Below are 14702 nucleotides of genomic sequence, written 5' to 3' on the forward strand. Positions count from 1 at the left end.
TCCGCTTGTGACATCTGCAGAGCGTATGGAAAGCGTCGCAGTTGAGAGAACACTTGATGAGTGCCTCGATGCTCTCGGGCACGTTCAGCGCCGGAAGTTGCTCCGTGCATTACTCGTTCACAATCCGCAGGACGATGAGTCGGTACAAGTCGACGCGGACGAATCGGACGACGAGGAGCTTAAGCGGATCGTCGGGATGAAACACGTTCACCTCCCCAAACTGGAGGACTACGGGTACATCGACTGGAACCGAGACAGCAACGAGATTTCGAAGGGTGCGAAGTTCAAAGAGATCCGCCCGCTGCTCGAAATGCTCGCTGCCCACGAAGACGAACTCCCCGACGAGTGGCTGTAAGCGGGTAGGCTGTCAACTACCCCACCCTACTTCGCTCAGTCTGTCGACTTCGCTCGTTGAGGGTGGGGCTTGTCCGTGTCCTTGACCTCGAACCCGTCCGGGTGGGCGGTAAATCCGCCACTCAGCGTCACCGTTCCAGACTTCAGGGCGAGCTGACTGTCGCCCGTCCGCCGAGACGACTGTTGGCCTCGACGGACGTACCGCATACCGATATTCTTCGCCGCGTTGTAGTCTGCATTCGCTTCCGACTCGCACTTCTGACAGCAGAAATTGTTTCGACTCGGGCGATTCTCGTCGGCTGTGAAGCCACACTCGGCGCATCGTTTCGACGTGTACGCTGAACCCACCTGCCGCACCGAGATACCGTTCACTTCGGCTTTGTACTCGACTTGTTCGTACAGCGTTCGGAACGCCCACTTGTGCCCCCACGACGCACCCGTGCGTTCGCGGATTTGGGTTAGGTCCTCGAACGCGATCACATCGCACTCGTATCGGAGTGCTTCGTCTACGATGGCGTTCGACGCCCGGTGGAGTACGTCGCGGATGTACCGAATCTCCCGACCACTTGATTGTTCGAGCGTTCGGTGGGCGCTTCGCGTTCCGGCCTGTTGGAGCCCGGCACGCACCTTCTCGAACTCGCGGAGATTATGGGTTAATTCCCGTCCGCTAAAGAAGTAGGCGGTGCTGGTGACGGCGAGGTTTTCGATGCCAAGGTCAACCCCGAGGACCGTTCCGTCCTCGGCGGTTTTCTGTTCGGTGTCGGTCTTCGGTCGGCGGAAGCCGATATGCAAGAAGTAGTCGCCGCCACGGGCGGTGAGCGTGCTTTCCGTGACGCTCCATTCCTCAGAGTTGAGGTACTGCCGTTGGTAGCCATCCTCGGCATCGGGAAGGGCGAGCGAACACCGGACGCGGCTCTCCGTGGTGGAGAGAGAAACTGTGTCGTCATCGAACAGCGTCATCGTTCGGGTGTCGTACTTCACCGTGGGTGCGGTGAACGTCGGCTTGCTGACCTTCTTGCCGTTGGACCGACGTTCGATACAGCCGGTGATAGCTTGTGCGGCTTGGTGGGTGGCGAGAATCGCGTGCTGACTCCCGAGGCCGGTTTGCTCACGCACGTCGTCATAGGCGAGGGGCTGTACGTCGCTCTTGGCGTTGCACTTGCCCCACGCAATGTCGGTGGCGAGCTGGCAACCACGCTTCCACTCAGAGATGGTTTCCTCAAGCAACTCGCGTTGCTTACCATCTACCGAGAGACGAGTGATTGCCGTCCGACGCACGTAGTCGTCTGCCACAGTTTCAATGTAATATTGTGGCTTCTTATAGACTGGTTTCTGTGACCGACACAAACGCGCTCTTCCCCTCCCTACTCTCTCCCTTTGGTCGCTCCTTGAGGAAGGGGACTCCGCGCTGCCGCTTCAGTTGAAGGCGGTCTCCGTTACCGCTCGCCGTCGTACTCGCCGAACCGCTCGTCGAAGACGGCGATCACGCGGCGTTCGATCTCGTCGCGAATCGGGCGAACCTCCTCGATCGGGCGCTCGCCCGGATCGTCGAGGTCCCAGTCGTCGGTATCGACGCCGTCCAGTTCGAGCGTGGAACAGCCCATCGTCGCGACGAAGTCGGACGCCGCGAGCGTCTCGTCGGAGACGTGCTGTGGCTCTCGCCCGTTCACGTCGAGACCGACCTCAGCGAGCGCCTCGACGACGACGTCGTGCACGCTCTCCGCGGGCATCGTGCCGCCCGTCACGATCGCGACGCGGTCGCCGAGGCCGCGCAGGTCGCGCTCGCGCTCCGCGAACGCCGTCGCCATCTGGCTCCGGCCGGCGTTGCGGACGCACATGAACGTGAGCGTGGTCTCGTCGCCTTCGTCCGCCGCGTCTCCTGCTCGTTCCTTTTCAGTCGGTTCGTCGTTCGCGGTCGGTTCGTCGTCCGTCAGATCGGTTGTGTCAGTCATGGTTGAATGTCCGTTGAGTGCCCGTCGGAACTCTAGTGGCTCTCCGGATCGGTCCCGGTCGGCCGGTGTGCGGCCCTGAGACCGATTTCTGCGACGTTAACGCCGTACTCCGCGGTCCGTGACACGCTGTCGAGGACGGTCGCGAGCGCGTATCCGCTCGTCGGGTTCTGCTCGTACAGATCGCGGTCGAGCGTGGCCGCCAATTCCGCCACTGCGGTACCGTCGGCGATCACGGCGTTGAGCCGATCGGGGTCGTATCCGGCGAGCATCTCGTCGACCGCGTCGCCGACGACGTCCCGCGCTTCGGCGGCGAGGTCCTCGATTCTCGTCGCGAGGGCGTCCGACGGCGGCGAGTCGATCAGCGCGGCGGCCTCTGCGACGTTCTCGGCGTGGTCGCCGGTCCGTTCGAGCTGTCTGGCGATCGTGTAATACTCGAAGCGGGTCAGTCCGTCCTCGCGACCGGCAACGTCACCCAGCGACCGGTGAAACTCCCGTGAGACCAGCCCGAACAACCGGTCGATGGTGTCGTCCCGAGCGGCTATCACCTGCCCTGCGTCTTCATCCCCGGTCAGGGCAGCGCGCATCGCGTCGGCGTGCATGTCGAGTGCGATCCGTTTCATCTGCGCGACGGTGCGCGCAGCGGAGAGGTCATCGGCGTCGAGCATCGCCCGCGCGACCGCCGTCTCGTCCGTTTCCTCGGTCAGCTGGAGGCCGACGAGCGAGTCCACGGCGCTCCGGACCGCGGCTCTCGTCATCCGCTCCGTCTCGCCGTTCGCGGCGTCGATGTCGACGATTCGGATCGTCTCTACGCCCGCGACGTACGCCGCGGTGATAGCTCTCGAGATCGCCGTTGTCTCGTCGAGATCGGCGGAAATGACCGTCACGTCGGCGTCGCGTGCGTCGGGCTGCGTGACGAGCAGTCGCTCGCCTCGCGGGTGGATCCGCAGACGGCTGCCGACGTCGAGCTCGTGTTCGTCGGCCCACGCCTTCGGCAACGAGATGGTGTACGTCGCACCCCCCGTTAGCTGCATCTTCCGGTCGTACGGCCCGTCGATGTTAGTCATGAGCGTTTGTCGGTCCGTGTGCCGCCGCCCGCGTGTGATCGTCCATCGGTTCTCGGCTCAGTAGATCAGCTCGTCGTCGTTCTCGACCATGTAGAGGGTACGCGCGGCGATGTTGACGGCGTGGTCGGCCACGCGTTCGAGGTCGCGAACCGCCAACAACGCCCGCGAGACTTCGTCGAGGGGGACTTCGAGGCCCTCATCGTCACGTGCGTGTCCGTTCCGAGCGCGGTCGGTCTCGAGGAGCTCTCGAACGACCGCTTCGCTGGCGCGTCGGCACCGCTCGTCGAAGTCGTCGTCGCGGGCGGCGATCTCGCGGCACGCCGCGATGTCACCGGCCTCGTAGGCCGCGACCGCGTCGGCGAGCATCGCTCCGGCGGTCTCGGCCAGCTCGCGGAGGTTGACCGCCGGATGGACGCCGCCGTCCGGTCCGCCGTACCCGGCGATGTTGGTCGCGAGGTCCGCGACGCGCTCGAGGTCGGTGATGATCTTGAACGAGGCCGCGATGAAACGCAGGTCTCCCGCCACCGGCTGCTGGAGCGCGATGAGGTCCGTACACTCGTCTTCGATCGCGAGGTACCGCTCGTTCACCTCGTGGTCGCCCTCGATCACCTCGCGAGCGAGGGCGTCGTCGCCCGTCTCGACGGCGTCGATCGCCGCGTCGTACCGCTCGCCGACCAGCTCGCCCATCTCGACGACCTCGTCTCGGAGCGCGTCGAGCCGGCGCTGGTAGTTCTCGCGGGGCATTATCCGAACTTCCCCGTGATGTAGTCCTCGACGCGTTGGTCGTCGGGGTTCTCGAAGATAGTGCTCGTGTCGTCGAACTCCACCAACTCGCCGCCGGTGAGGAAGACGGCCGTCTTATCGGAGATGCGAGCCGCCTGCTGCATGTTGTGCGTGACGATGATCACCGTGTAGTCCTCGACGAGCTCGTCGATCAGGTCCTCTATCTTCGAGGCCGCGACCGGGTCGAGCGCGGAGGTCGGCTCGTCCATCAGGATGACCTCCGGGTCGGGCGCGATGGCGCGAGCGATACAGAGCCGCTGTTGCTGCCCGCCAGAGAGGTCGAGCCCGGAGGAATCGAGCTGGTCTTTCACCTCGTCCCAGAGGGCGGCGCTCTTCAGCGACTCCTCGACGCGCTCGTCGACGTCGCCGTCGAACCCCTGTATATTCAGGCCGTACGCGACGTTGTCGCGGATCGATTTCGGGAACGGGTTCGGCTTCTGGAACACCATCCCGATCTTCCGACGCAGCGCGACGGGGTCGACGTCGTCGTCGTACACGTTCTTCCCCCCGAACTCCACGTCCCCCTCGACTCGACAGACGTCGATCATATCGTTCATCCGGTTGATACACCGGAGGAACGTCGACTTGCCACACCCGGAGGGTCCGATCAGGGCGGTGACCCGCTTTTCCGGAATCTCTATCGACACGTCGTCGATCGCCTGTTCGTCGCCGTAGAAGACGTTCAGGTCGCGCGCGGCGACCGCCGTCTCCGCGGTCGCGTCGGCTCGTCTGCTCGATCCGGTCTGTACGTCTGTCGTGATGAGCGAGTCGTTCGTTTCCGTTTTGGTTTCGGTGTTACTCATGTTAGCTCCCGCGCTCCGCGCGGTTCCGTAGCAGAATTGCGGTTCCGTTCATGCCAATAAGGATTATTAGCAGAGTGATAACTCCGGCAGCGACGACGCCGTAGCGGAACTCCGCTTGCGGGAAGTCCGACCACGCGAAGATCTGCATCGGCATCGCGCTGAACCGACTGAACAGGCTCGTCGGCGTGCTGAACACCGTCGTCGCCGCTCCGATCATGATGAGGGGGGCCGTCTCGCCGATCGCCCGTCCGAGCGCGAGGATGGTCCCCGTCAGAATACCGGGGAGCGCCTCGGGCAGCACGACGTTCTTCGTCGTCTGCCACCGAGTCGCGCCCATCGCGTCGGATCCGCGACGCAGATCGTCCGGGACCGACCGGATCGCCTCCTGCGCGGAGATGATCGTGATGGGAAGGATCAGCAGCGACAGCGTCAGCGACGCGGTCACCGCGGTCCCGAAGCCGAACCCGAGGAGGTTCGCGAACACCGCGAGCCCGAGCAGCCCGTACACGACCGACGGAATTGCGGCGAGGTTCGCGATGTTGATCTGGAGAAGACGCGTCAGTGCGCCGACGACGCCGCTGTCCGCGGTGTACTCCTCCAAGAACACGGAGGTCGCCACGCCGAGGACGAACGAAAGCACCGCGACCATCGCGATGATGATGACCGATCCGACGATCGCCGGGTAGAGACCGGCGTCGACCGCCCGTCTCGACGGCGCGCTCGTGACGAACGACGCGTCGAGCCACGGGTCGGGCGCCGGGAAGCCGAACGTCTCGACGACGAGCGCACCGACGAGTGCACCGCCGACGAGCAGGACAGGGAGCCCGACCCCGACGACGCCCTCGCCGACGTCGAACACGCGGTGGAGATACACGGCCGTCGGTGTACCGGCGACGGCGAGTACCACCAGCGCGTTCGGCCCTCCGACTCCCAGACCGAGCGTCTCTCCGAAGAGTCCGGCGGCGGTCGCGAGAACGAGCGGAACGCCCCCCACGGCCAGTGCCGCCGTCCGGCTCGCCCGGGCGTTCACGACGAGGGCTCCGGCCGCCGCGATCGGGATCGCTAGCGTCCAGAGGTAGATGAATATCGTCGTCGGGTACGTGTCGACGACGGGTCGTAAGAGCGCCGCCGCGAAGGTTCCGAGGAGCGCAATCGGGACCGCGGCCGTCAGCGCGAGCGGGGCGTCCCGGAGTCGACCGTATCCGTAGACGAGCACCGCCGGGGCGACCCCGAGCGTGTAGGCGAGGAACCAGAGCCGCGCGTCGAACACCAAAAAGAGGACGGTGAGCGCCAGCCCGATGGCGGTGCCGCCGATCAGCCGTCCGATGAGCCCGAAGCCGACCGATCCGGGTCGGCCGCGCGCTCCCATGTACGTGAGGTATCCGGTGAGGGGGACGACGACGACGAATAGGTACGCGAGCTGCCAGTTGAGTCGCGGGATCTGGCCGACGAACGTCTCGACCGCGGTGAAGACCGCGGCGACCGCGACGAGTCCGCCGCCGGCCACGGCGACCGCGCGGCGCGTCACCGCTCGGTCACGGGCGCTGTACAGGCAGAATCCGAGGAACGGAACGACGAGCGTGAGGAAGTACGTCAACAGCCAGAGGGGGTTCGCGTTCACCAGATCGAACGCGTCGATCGTCACGTACACGAGCAGCGCCGCGAGCGCGACGATGCCAAGGACGCTCGCCCCGAGCGAGAGGTACTCGAAGGCAACCCCTCGGACGCGACTCACCTCGCCGAACCCCCCGCCGCGAGCGGTGTCAGTATCCGTCGCCATCAGTACTCCTCCCGATATCGTTCCGCGATAATGTCACTGAGTACGTTCATTACGAGCGTCACCACGAACAGCGTGAGACCGAGCGCGAACATCGCGTCGTACGGCAACGTCCCGCCCGTCAGGTCGCCTTTCGCGATCTGCACCATCGCGACGGTGATCGTCATTCCGGAGTCGAGCAGGACGTCGGCGGGGTTGACGAACGGGACGCCGAACGCGGCCTCTCGGACTTCCGGCATCCGCGCCTGCGCGCCCATCGCGACGACGACGATCATCGTCTCGCCGATGGCGCGGGAGACGGCGAGGATGTACGAGGAAGCGATCCCGGAGATGGACGCGGGAACGACGATCCCCGTCGACACCTCGAACTTCGTTGCGCCGAGCCCGTAACCGGCCTGTCGCAGGTCGTCCGGCACCGCGCTCATGGCGTCCTCGGAGATAGAGGACACCATCGGAATCGTCATGATACCGACCATCAGCGCCGCCGAAAGCGCGTTAAACGTGCTCATTTCCGGGAAGAGCGTCGCCTTCAGCGCCGGAGTCACGTACACCAACGCGAAGTAGCCGTACACGACCGTCGGGATCCCGGCGAGTATCTCCAAGAGGGGCTTCAGTACCGAGCGCGCGTTCTGGGTGGCGTACTCGCTGAGGTAGATCGCGGTCAGCGTCCCGACGGGCAGTGCGACGAACGCCGCCGTGATCGTCACGGTGAGCGTCCCGATCACGAGCGGGACGATCCCGAACACCTGTCGGCCGCCCCGCGGATTCGGGCTCCAGTCGGTGCTCGTGAGGAACTCGACGATCGGTACTTCCGAAAAGAACACCACCGCGTCGGACAGCAGCGTCACGAAGATCGCGACGGTGGTGAGCAGAGTGACCGCGGCGCACGCGGCGAAGAACCCGCCGTAAGTTCCCTCCTTTAGTCGCCCGAGCCCGCTCCGTCGCTGCAGGTCGGGGCCGTCGGTGCCTCCGCTCATGGCCGATCGCGATCGAATTGTCGTCGTTCAGTGCGCCGAGTCATCGTCTCCGTTACCCCTGTGCCTGCTCGATCGCGTCCTCGAGACGCTGCATCTGCTCCGCCTGCGTCTCCTCGGTCGCGGGAACGTAGCCGACGTCGCCGGCGACGAGTTCCTCGTTGGTCGTCTGCTCGACGAAGTAGCGGGCGAACTCCGCGATGTGTTCTTCGGCGAGCGCGTCCATCGACGGGTAGGTGAACAGCGGCCGCGAGAGCGGACTGTACTCGCCGGACGCCGCCGTTTCGAGGGTCGGTTCGACCGGTCCGTTCCCGTCGTCGATCGGGACGGCCGTCACGGAGTCGGGGTTGAGGTAGTAGTACGAGAAGCCGAAGTAGCCGATGGCGTACTCGTTGCCCTGGACTCCCTGCACGATGGTGTTGTCCTGCTCGGTCGCCTGGTAGTCGTCCGTGTGGCCGCGCTCTTCGCCTTGGACGTTCTCGATGAAGTAATCGAACGTCCCGGAGGTGTCGTCGGCACCGTAGCGGTCGATCGGCTCGTTCGGCCACTCCTCACGGACCTCGTCCCACGTCTCAGCGGCGTCCGCCTCCCAGATACGCGCCAGCTCTTCGACGGTGAGGTAATCGACGAAGTCGTTGTCGTTGTTGATCACGACGGTCAGCGCGTCCGTCGCCGCGATCAGCTCGACGTACTCGACGCCGTTCTCGGCACAGAGATCCTGCTCTTCTTGCGCGATCGGTCGACTGGCGTTGTTGAAGTCCGTCTCGCCGACACAGAAGAAGTTCGAGAACCCCCCGCCCGAGCCCGTCGAACTGATGTCAACCGCGACATCCGGGTTGTCGCGGGCGAAGTCCTCCGCGACCGCGCTCATCAGCGGGAACACGGTCGACGATCCGGCGATGTTGATCGACCCGGAGAGCGAACCGGAGCCGCCGTCGCCGGAACTCCCGTCGCCGGAGCCACCGTCTCCAGAGCCGTCGTCTCCGGAGCCGTCGTCTCCGGACCCGTCCTCTCCCTCGGTCTCCGTACACCCGGCAAGCGCCAACGCCCCCGCACCCGCGAGCGCCGCGAGCGATTTCCGCCGCGTGATGCCCTGAGTCTCCGCGTCGTGGCTTGATGCCATCACCCGTCTATGACCGATTTTCGGTTAAGTAGTATGCTATGAGATATATACGGGACGTAGTAGTTCTCGGTACCGGTACGGGCGGCTATACACGCAACAGTGGCCAATATAGCCCTATATAGTTCGTGTCGGACTTTTTGTATTCGTGTCGCTCCGCTCCCGACTCGGCTATTGACCGCTCCGGAGCGGTCCGATCCGTACGATACCCCTCATATAATCGTTTAAACGCCCTTTCGCTGTGTCCCCGCGTATGACGACGGACCCCTCCGGCGACGACCCCGCCGACGTCCTGCGCGCCGCCCGCCAGACGCTCCGCGTCGAGCGCCGCCGAACCGTCGACGAGCGGGAGGCGTTCGAGGCGTTTCGGACCCGGGTTCGGCGCGTCTCGACGGGGACGGCCACCGGAACCGATCCGCGGCTCCGAAGCGACGGGTCCGGGGCGGAAGTCGACACCGCCGGCGGGTTCGGCGCTCCCGGCCGACTCGGCCGACTGCCCGGGACCGACCGCGGCGCGGTCGCCGGCAGCCCCCTCGTGGCGATACGGGACGCGTACGCCGACACGGTGATGTCCGTCCCCCACTACGAGGCGGAGTACGACGACACCTACGAGAGCAGCCTCGCCGCGGAGTTCGGCCCCGACCTCGCGGTCGCGCTGACGCGGGAGCCGACCCTCGACGACCGGTCCAAGTCGGCGCTGCTCTCGGAGACGGACGAGGCGATCGAGGAGCGCGAGCGACTGCTCGACGCGCTCGACACCGAGTCCGAGTCGATCGACCGCGCGGCCGACCGGCTGTGTTCGATCCTCGGCGAGATCGCGACGCTCTCGGGGACGGACCGCTCCGAGCTGGGGTTCGGCGCGCTCGACGCGTACCGGGTTCGGACGCTGACGCTCCGAGAGGGCTGCGACTCGGTCGCGGCTCGCAGACAGCGCGAACTCGCCGGAATCGGTCGATCGCTACGGTTGAGCGACGCGGTCCCGGACCTCGCGACGTATCTGTACCACGACCTCCCCGTGACGTATCCCGTGCTCGCGACGGTCGGCGCGGTCGGCGACCGGCTCGAGGGGCTGCGGCGGTCGATCGAACGCGCGCTCATCCGTCGCCGGTGACGGCGCCCGTCCGCCCCCGACGACCGCGCGAACCGAGTTCTCCAAGCCGTATATTTAAGTACCCTACCGTGGAGAACGCGAACGAATGTCCCCGTCGACGAACGCTGACACCCCCGCACCGGTAGCCTCCGACGAAGAGGCGTGGGTGGCCCACGCCGCGCTGCTCGATGCGGGCGCGCTGGCGGCCGAGGGAGGCGATTCCGACCCGCCGCAGTGCCGCCCGCTCCGCCGTCTCGAACGCGGGCGACCGTTGTACTCAGATGACATCGACGTCCTCCGAGACGCGCTGATCGAGTACCTCGGCGACGCGCCGATCCGCGACCGCGCACCCGGACGCTCGCTGCTGCGCCGGATCGACGACGCGGTCGAATCCCAGTCGTCCTCGGCCTCACCCGACGCGAGTCGAAAGGTCTAGCCGCGACCGTCTCACACACGCCTCCCGCCTCTCCCCGATCCGCCTACGATCCGGCCTCCACCGCTTCGATCAACAGCTCCGCGACGTCGACGATCTCCACGTCGTCCTCGAAGTTCCCCGTCTTCCGTCCGTCTTCGAACATCGTCGTACACATCGGACAGGCGACGACGAACTTCTCGATCGCCCCGCCCGCGTCGGTGTCTTCGACCGCCTCGCGGAGCCGTTCCTCGCTCGGCTTGATCTCCTCGTCGTGTTCGGTCCAGAGGCCGCCCCCGCCGCCGCCACAGCAGAACGAGCTGTCCCGCGAGCGCGGCATCTCGTACAGCTCCGCGCCGGTCGCGCGGATCAGCTCGCGGGGCGCCTCGTACTCGTCGTTGTAGCGTCCGAGGTGACACGGGTCGTGGTAGGTGACGGTGTAGTCGAGTTCGTCGCCCGACAGGCCGAGTCGGCCCTCGTCGACCAGTCGTTCGACGACCTGCGTCCAGTGGAACACGTCGACGTCTCCCTCCGGGTTCCACGGCTCCTCGCGGTCGAACGGCATCATCGGGTCGTCGGCGAACTCGGCGAAGTCGACCGCGGGGTACTCGTTCTTGATGGTGTTATACGAGTGCGGGTCCGTACACACGATCGAGTCGAACTCGCAGTCAGCGAACGTCTCGACGTGGTGGCCCGCCAGTTCGAGGTAGAGGAACTCCTCGCCGATCCGGCGGATGTCGTTGCCGTCGGTCTTCTCGTCGTCGAACAGAATCCCGAACGACACGTCGGCCTCGTCGAACAGCCGGGCGAGCGCGCGGGCGACCGTCTTGTTCCGGTCGTCGAAGCTCGGGTAGTCGCCGACGTACCAGAGGTACTCGACCTCGTGCTCGCGGGCGTCCGGGACCTCCACGTCGTCCAGGTCGTCCGCCCAGTCGCCGCGGCTCGACTGCGATTCCCCGAAGGTGTTCCCCTTCTGCATCACGTCTTGGAACACGCCCTGGAGGTTCGAATCGACCGCGCCCTCGTCGACGAGCTGGCGGTTCAGCTTCGTGAACGAGGTGAGGTGTTCGATGTCGACCGGGCAGGCGTCCATACAGGCCATACACGACATGCACGACTCCATCGACTCGCTGGCGATGACGCCGCCCTCGTCGGCGACGATGGGGACCGTGCCGCCGTCAGCGACGGCGGCGGAGCCGTCCACGCCGCCGTCGGTCGCCACCGATCCCCCGCCGCCCGCGCCCGCGACCGGGTCGTCGCTCAGCGACTCGCGGTACGCCTTCAGGTCCAAAATCACGTCGCGCGGGTCGAGGTTCCGCCCGACGGTGTCGGCCGGACAGGCGTCGGTGCACCGTCCGCACTTCGTGCAGGCGTCGCCGTCCAGCAGCTCCTTCCAGGTGAAGTCCTCGATGGACTCCGCGTTCGTGTGATCGAGGTCGGCGGGGACGTTCGGGAGCCGTGCACCCGCCTTCTCGTCGCGGGCGACGACGTTCGCGAACGACGAGATCATGTGGAACGGCTTCGCGTAGGGGATCCACGCGATGAAGGCGAACGCGAGCAGCGAGTGGCTCCACCAGACGACGCCGTAGGCCGCCTCGGCGCCCGCTTGGGTCAGCCCGGCCCACCGGAAGCCCGCCGCCATCGCCATGCCGACGAAGCTCACCGTCTCCGTCGCGCGGGCGGGCTGGCCGACGATGCCGACCGCCTGCACGAGGAAGCCGCCGACGCCGAGCGCGAAGAGCGTCCAGACGAACGCGTCGTCCTCCAGCGAGGTGTGTTTCCCCCAGAGGCGACCCTCTCGGTTCCGGTAGCGACGATACATCGCCATGCCGACGCCGACGACGAACAGCAGGCCGAACGCGTCGACGGTGAACTGGTAGGCCAGATAGAAGTCGCCGACCCAGAACGACTCGCCCGCGAGCGGGCGGTACACGTCGATGTCGAACCCGAGGATGGCGGTCGCGACGACCAACACCAGAAAACCCCAGAGCACGAACGTGTGCATCACGCCGGCGTACAGGTCCCGGTCGAACTGGTTCTCGTTCGACAGGACCGTCTTCGTCGCGGCGAGGGTTCGCGACGGGAGGTCGGCGAGGCGGTCGCGCGGGTCGGCGCTCCCCTGCGCGTACGCCGCGAACCGGGCGTACACTCCGTACAGGAAGACGAGGATCGCGACCGCGGCGAGCCAGTAGAACGCGGCCTTCCCGACGGGACCGATCGTCCAGAACGTCTCGCGGGTGGCCGCCTGCAAAGCGATCATGATCGATCACCCGGATACAGCAGGGTTAAACCTTGCCACAACACGGAGCCCGTCGTCGTCAGTTTCCGGCAACGAGAGCCGGATCCGACCGACTGGAGAAGGAGGTGATCGAGGGAACCGCCGCGCTGAGTCCGTCGTGACCCGTGTCGAACGGCGACCTCCCCGCGCTCGTCGAGACGGTTGCGGTCACACCGGCGAAACGCTAATGGGATTCGGGTAGATAGGTAACAGAGATGAGATATGCCGAACGGTACCGTACCGAGGCGATCACGCTGCTGATCGTCACCGCGCTCGTCGCTGGCGCGCTGGAGGGGTTCCACTTCGGCGGTATCGAACTCGTCGCGGTCGCCGGAGTCGGTGTGGCGCTCGCGTTCGTCTCCGTGGGCATCCTCCGGGCGATCGCCGTCGCCGAGGGGGTGTTCCTCGCGGAGGCCGTCTCCGCGTCGGTGCTTATCCCGCCGCTCATCGAGCCCACGCTCCGGTTCGAGTTGATCGGGCTGTGGCTCGCCGTCTCGTTCGTGCTCGGCGTCGCGCTGAGCCGCGTCGTCGAGCGGACGGAGCCAGCGGCTCCGCGGGTCGAGCCGTAGGGCCACAGCGCGACGATCGCCCCTCACACCCCGGCGACCGCGGCCGCCGCCAGCAACGCGAGACCGACCGCGAGCGCGACCGCGTCGAGTCGCTCGAACGCGAGCCGCGGCAGCGTCGGATTCCACGCGAAACACCGCGCGTTCAGCGCGGTCCCCAGCCGGTCGGCGCGTCCGAACGCCCGATTGATTCCGCCGACGGCGACGAGCCGCATCCGGTCCCGTAGCGGCCGGGCGTCGCCGACTCTGGCGCGAATCGCCTCCCGCGTCGCGAGCAGATCGCGTTTCAACAGCGGTAGGAACCGGAAGACGAGCGAGACGCCGACCCCGAGGAACTGCCCGGGCTTCCCGGGAATCGAGTGTTGGATCGCGGCCCGCGACTCCCTGATCGGCGTCGATCTGACGTACGCAGCGGCGACGACGAGGATGAGCAGCACCCGGTAGCTCGCGAGCCCGGTGTCCGCCGCGCGGTCGAACCGAAACCACGGCGCGCCGAGGGTCGCTCCGGCGACGAGCGGCGCGATGAGGAGAAACGGGAACGCGAACCGATACCCCCACAGGTCCCTCGGACCCCCCCCGGCGAGCCACAGACAGCTCGCGGCGACCGCGGTCAAGACGGCGAGCCCACGCGGGGTGGTGTACGCGTACGCGGCCGCCGCGAACCCGACCTGCACCAGCAGCTTCGATCGCGGGTCGAGCCGGTGCGCGACCGACTCGCACGGGACGTACGCGAGAGTCACTTTCCGCGTACCCGCGCGTCGGCGTCGGGCACGCGCACGTCGAGCGCGGGCAGGCGCTCCGCGGCCTCGTCCGGGGGCGCGTCCACCGCGACTCGCCCGTCGGCGAGCCCGACGATCCGGTCCGCGAGCCCGAACACGTCCCGGAGGTCGTGGGTGACGACGATGACGCTCGTCCCCTCGCGACGGAGCGCCCGAAGGCGGCCGAGCACTGACCGCCGCGCCGGTTCGTCGAGGCCGGTAAACGGCTCGTCGAAGACGAGGTGGTCCGGCTCCATCGCGAGCGCACCGGCGATCGCGACCCGTTCGCGCTCGCCGCCCGAGAGCGTCTCCACCCGATCCGCCTCGCGTCCGGTCAGGTTCACGGCCGCGAGAGCGGCGTCGACTCGGCGGTCGATCTCGGCGTGGGGGAGTCCGAGGTTCTCCGGCCCGAACGCCACGTCCGCGCCCACGGTCGCCGCGACGATCTGGTCTCGGGGGTCCTGAAACACCATTCCCACGGCGGTCCGGGCGGCGACGAGGTCGTCCCCGACGGGGGTCCCGTTGACCCGCACCGTTCCGGAGTCGGGCGTCACGAGTCCGTTACACGTCCGCACGAGAGTCGTCTTCCCCGAGCCGTTCGCCCCGGCGACGACGAGGAACTCGCTGTCGGGGACACTGAGAGAGACGTCGTCGACGGCGGTGACGGGGGATGGCTTCTCACGCCCGTCCGCCCCGTCCCCGGATCCGCCGTCACCGTCCGTCCGTCCCGCCCTGCCGTACCGGCACGTGACCCCGTCGATGTCGATCACG

15 protein-coding genes are annotated in these 14702 nt (G+C 66.7%); 4 read left to right on the top strand and 11 right to left on the bottom strand.

Going from position 1 to position 14702, the window contains the following annotated elements; all coding sequences use genetic code 11:
* The first annotated feature begins 25 nt into the window (after positions 1 to 25).
* Positions 26 to 355 carry an ArsR family transcriptional regulator gene (locus ACNSN4_RS02685; RefSeq protein WP_418284215.1) on the top strand — a complete coding sequence of 110 codons (330 nt, stop codon included), beginning with the start codon at positions 26 to 28 and terminating at the stop codon, positions 353 to 355.
* 35 nt (positions 356 to 390) lie between these two features.
* Here ACNSN4_RS02685 and ACNSN4_RS02690 read toward each other — a convergent pair whose 3' ends face one another.
* The 8 genes from ACNSN4_RS02690 to ACNSN4_RS02725 form a co-directional block, all read right to left on the bottom strand.
* Positions 391 to 1647 carry an RNA-guided endonuclease InsQ/TnpB family protein gene (locus ACNSN4_RS02690; RefSeq protein WP_418284216.1) on the bottom strand — a complete coding sequence of 419 codons (1257 nt, stop codon included), beginning with the start codon at positions 1645 to 1647 and terminating at the stop codon, positions 391 to 393.
* 143 nt (positions 1648 to 1790) lie between these two features.
* Positions 1791 to 2306 carry an arsenate-mycothiol transferase ArsC gene (locus ACNSN4_RS02695; RefSeq protein ID WP_418284217.1) on the bottom strand — a complete coding sequence of 172 codons (516 nt, stop codon included), beginning with the start codon at positions 2304 to 2306 and terminating at the stop codon, positions 1791 to 1793.
* A 32-nt stretch (positions 2307 to 2338) separates the two neighbouring features.
* Positions 2339 to 3370 (bottom strand): PhoU domain-containing protein, encoded by a 1032-nt coding sequence (locus tag ACNSN4_RS02700; RefSeq protein ID WP_418284218.1) that lies wholly within the window; start codon positions 3368 to 3370, stop codon positions 2339 to 2341.
* A 57-nt stretch (positions 3371 to 3427) separates the two neighbouring features.
* Positions 3428 to 4114 carry a phosphate signaling complex protein PhoU gene (gene phoU, locus ACNSN4_RS02705; protein WP_418284219.1) on the bottom strand — a complete coding sequence of 229 codons (687 nt, stop codon included), beginning with the start codon at positions 4112 to 4114 and terminating at the stop codon, positions 3428 to 3430.
* Positions 4114 to 4956: a phosphate ABC transporter ATP-binding protein PstB gene (pstB, locus tag ACNSN4_RS02710; protein WP_418284220.1), complete on the bottom strand. Its 843-nt coding sequence runs from the start codon at positions 4954 to 4956 to the stop codon at positions 4114 to 4116. The genes phoU and pstB overlap by 1 nt, the downstream gene beginning before the upstream one ends.
* A 1-nt stretch (position 4957) precedes the next feature.
* Positions 4958 to 6736: a phosphate ABC transporter permease PstA gene (gene pstA, locus ACNSN4_RS02715; protein ID WP_418284221.1), complete on the bottom strand. Its 1779-nt coding sequence runs from the start codon at positions 6734 to 6736 to the stop codon at positions 4958 to 4960.
* Positions 6736 to 7710 carry a phosphate ABC transporter permease subunit PstC gene (gene pstC / locus ACNSN4_RS02720; protein ID WP_418284222.1) on the bottom strand — a complete coding sequence of 325 codons (975 nt, stop codon included), beginning with the start codon at positions 7708 to 7710 and terminating at the stop codon, positions 6736 to 6738. Before pstC ends, pstA begins: the two co-directional genes overlap by 1 nt.
* A 52-nt stretch (positions 7711 to 7762) precedes the next feature.
* Complete coding sequence (locus ACNSN4_RS02725; protein WP_418284223.1) at positions 7763 to 8830, bottom strand: PstS family phosphate ABC transporter substrate-binding protein; 1068 nt, start codon at positions 8828 to 8830, stop codon at positions 7763 to 7765.
* Between the two features lie 250 nt (positions 8831 to 9080).
* On the opposite strand from ACNSN4_RS02725, the gene ACNSN4_RS02730 reads away from it, so the two are divergent.
* Both ACNSN4_RS02730 and ACNSN4_RS02735 read left to right on the top strand, forming a co-directional pair.
* Positions 9081 to 9938 (top strand): DUF7260 family protein, encoded by an 858-nt coding sequence (locus ACNSN4_RS02730; protein ID WP_418284224.1) that lies wholly within the window; start codon positions 9081 to 9083, stop codon positions 9936 to 9938.
* Positions 9939 to 10023: 85 nt separating this feature from the next.
* Positions 10024 to 10353 (top strand): DUF7853 family protein, encoded by a 330-nt coding sequence (locus ACNSN4_RS02735; RefSeq protein WP_418284225.1) that lies wholly within the window; start codon positions 10024 to 10026, stop codon positions 10351 to 10353.
* Between the two features lie 43 nt (positions 10354 to 10396).
* Here ACNSN4_RS02735 and ACNSN4_RS02740 read toward each other — a convergent pair whose 3' ends face one another.
* On the bottom strand, positions 10397 to 12589 hold the full coding sequence (locus ACNSN4_RS02740; RefSeq protein WP_418284226.1) for a (Fe-S)-binding protein: 2193 nt from the start codon (positions 12587 to 12589) through the stop codon (positions 10397 to 10399).
* 233 nt (positions 12590 to 12822) lie between these two features.
* Between ACNSN4_RS02740 and ACNSN4_RS02745 the strand changes: the two genes are divergently transcribed.
* Positions 12823 to 13176, top strand: coding sequence for a hypothetical protein (locus ACNSN4_RS02745; RefSeq protein WP_418284227.1), 354 nt, complete (start codon positions 12823 to 12825; stop codon positions 13174 to 13176).
* Between the two features lie 23 nt (positions 13177 to 13199).
* Here ACNSN4_RS02745 and ACNSN4_RS02750 read toward each other — a convergent pair whose 3' ends face one another.
* Positions 13200 to 13913, bottom strand: coding sequence for an energy-coupling factor transporter transmembrane component T family protein (locus tag ACNSN4_RS02750; protein ID WP_418284228.1), 714 nt, complete (start codon positions 13911 to 13913; stop codon positions 13200 to 13202).
* The gene (locus ACNSN4_RS02755) at positions 13910 to 14701 is read right to left on the bottom strand and encodes an energy-coupling factor ABC transporter ATP-binding protein (RefSeq protein ID WP_418284229.1); all 792 of its coding nucleotides are present in this window, start codon (positions 14699 to 14701) and stop codon (positions 13910 to 13912) included. The genes ACNSN4_RS02750 and ACNSN4_RS02755 overlap by 4 nt, the downstream gene beginning before the upstream one ends.
* Position 14702: the final 1 nt, after the last annotated feature.

This window comes from Halorubrum marinum (assembly GCF_048381195.1).
Taxonomy (GTDB): Archaea; Halobacteriota; Halobacteria; order Halobacteriales; family Haloferacaceae; genus Halorubrum.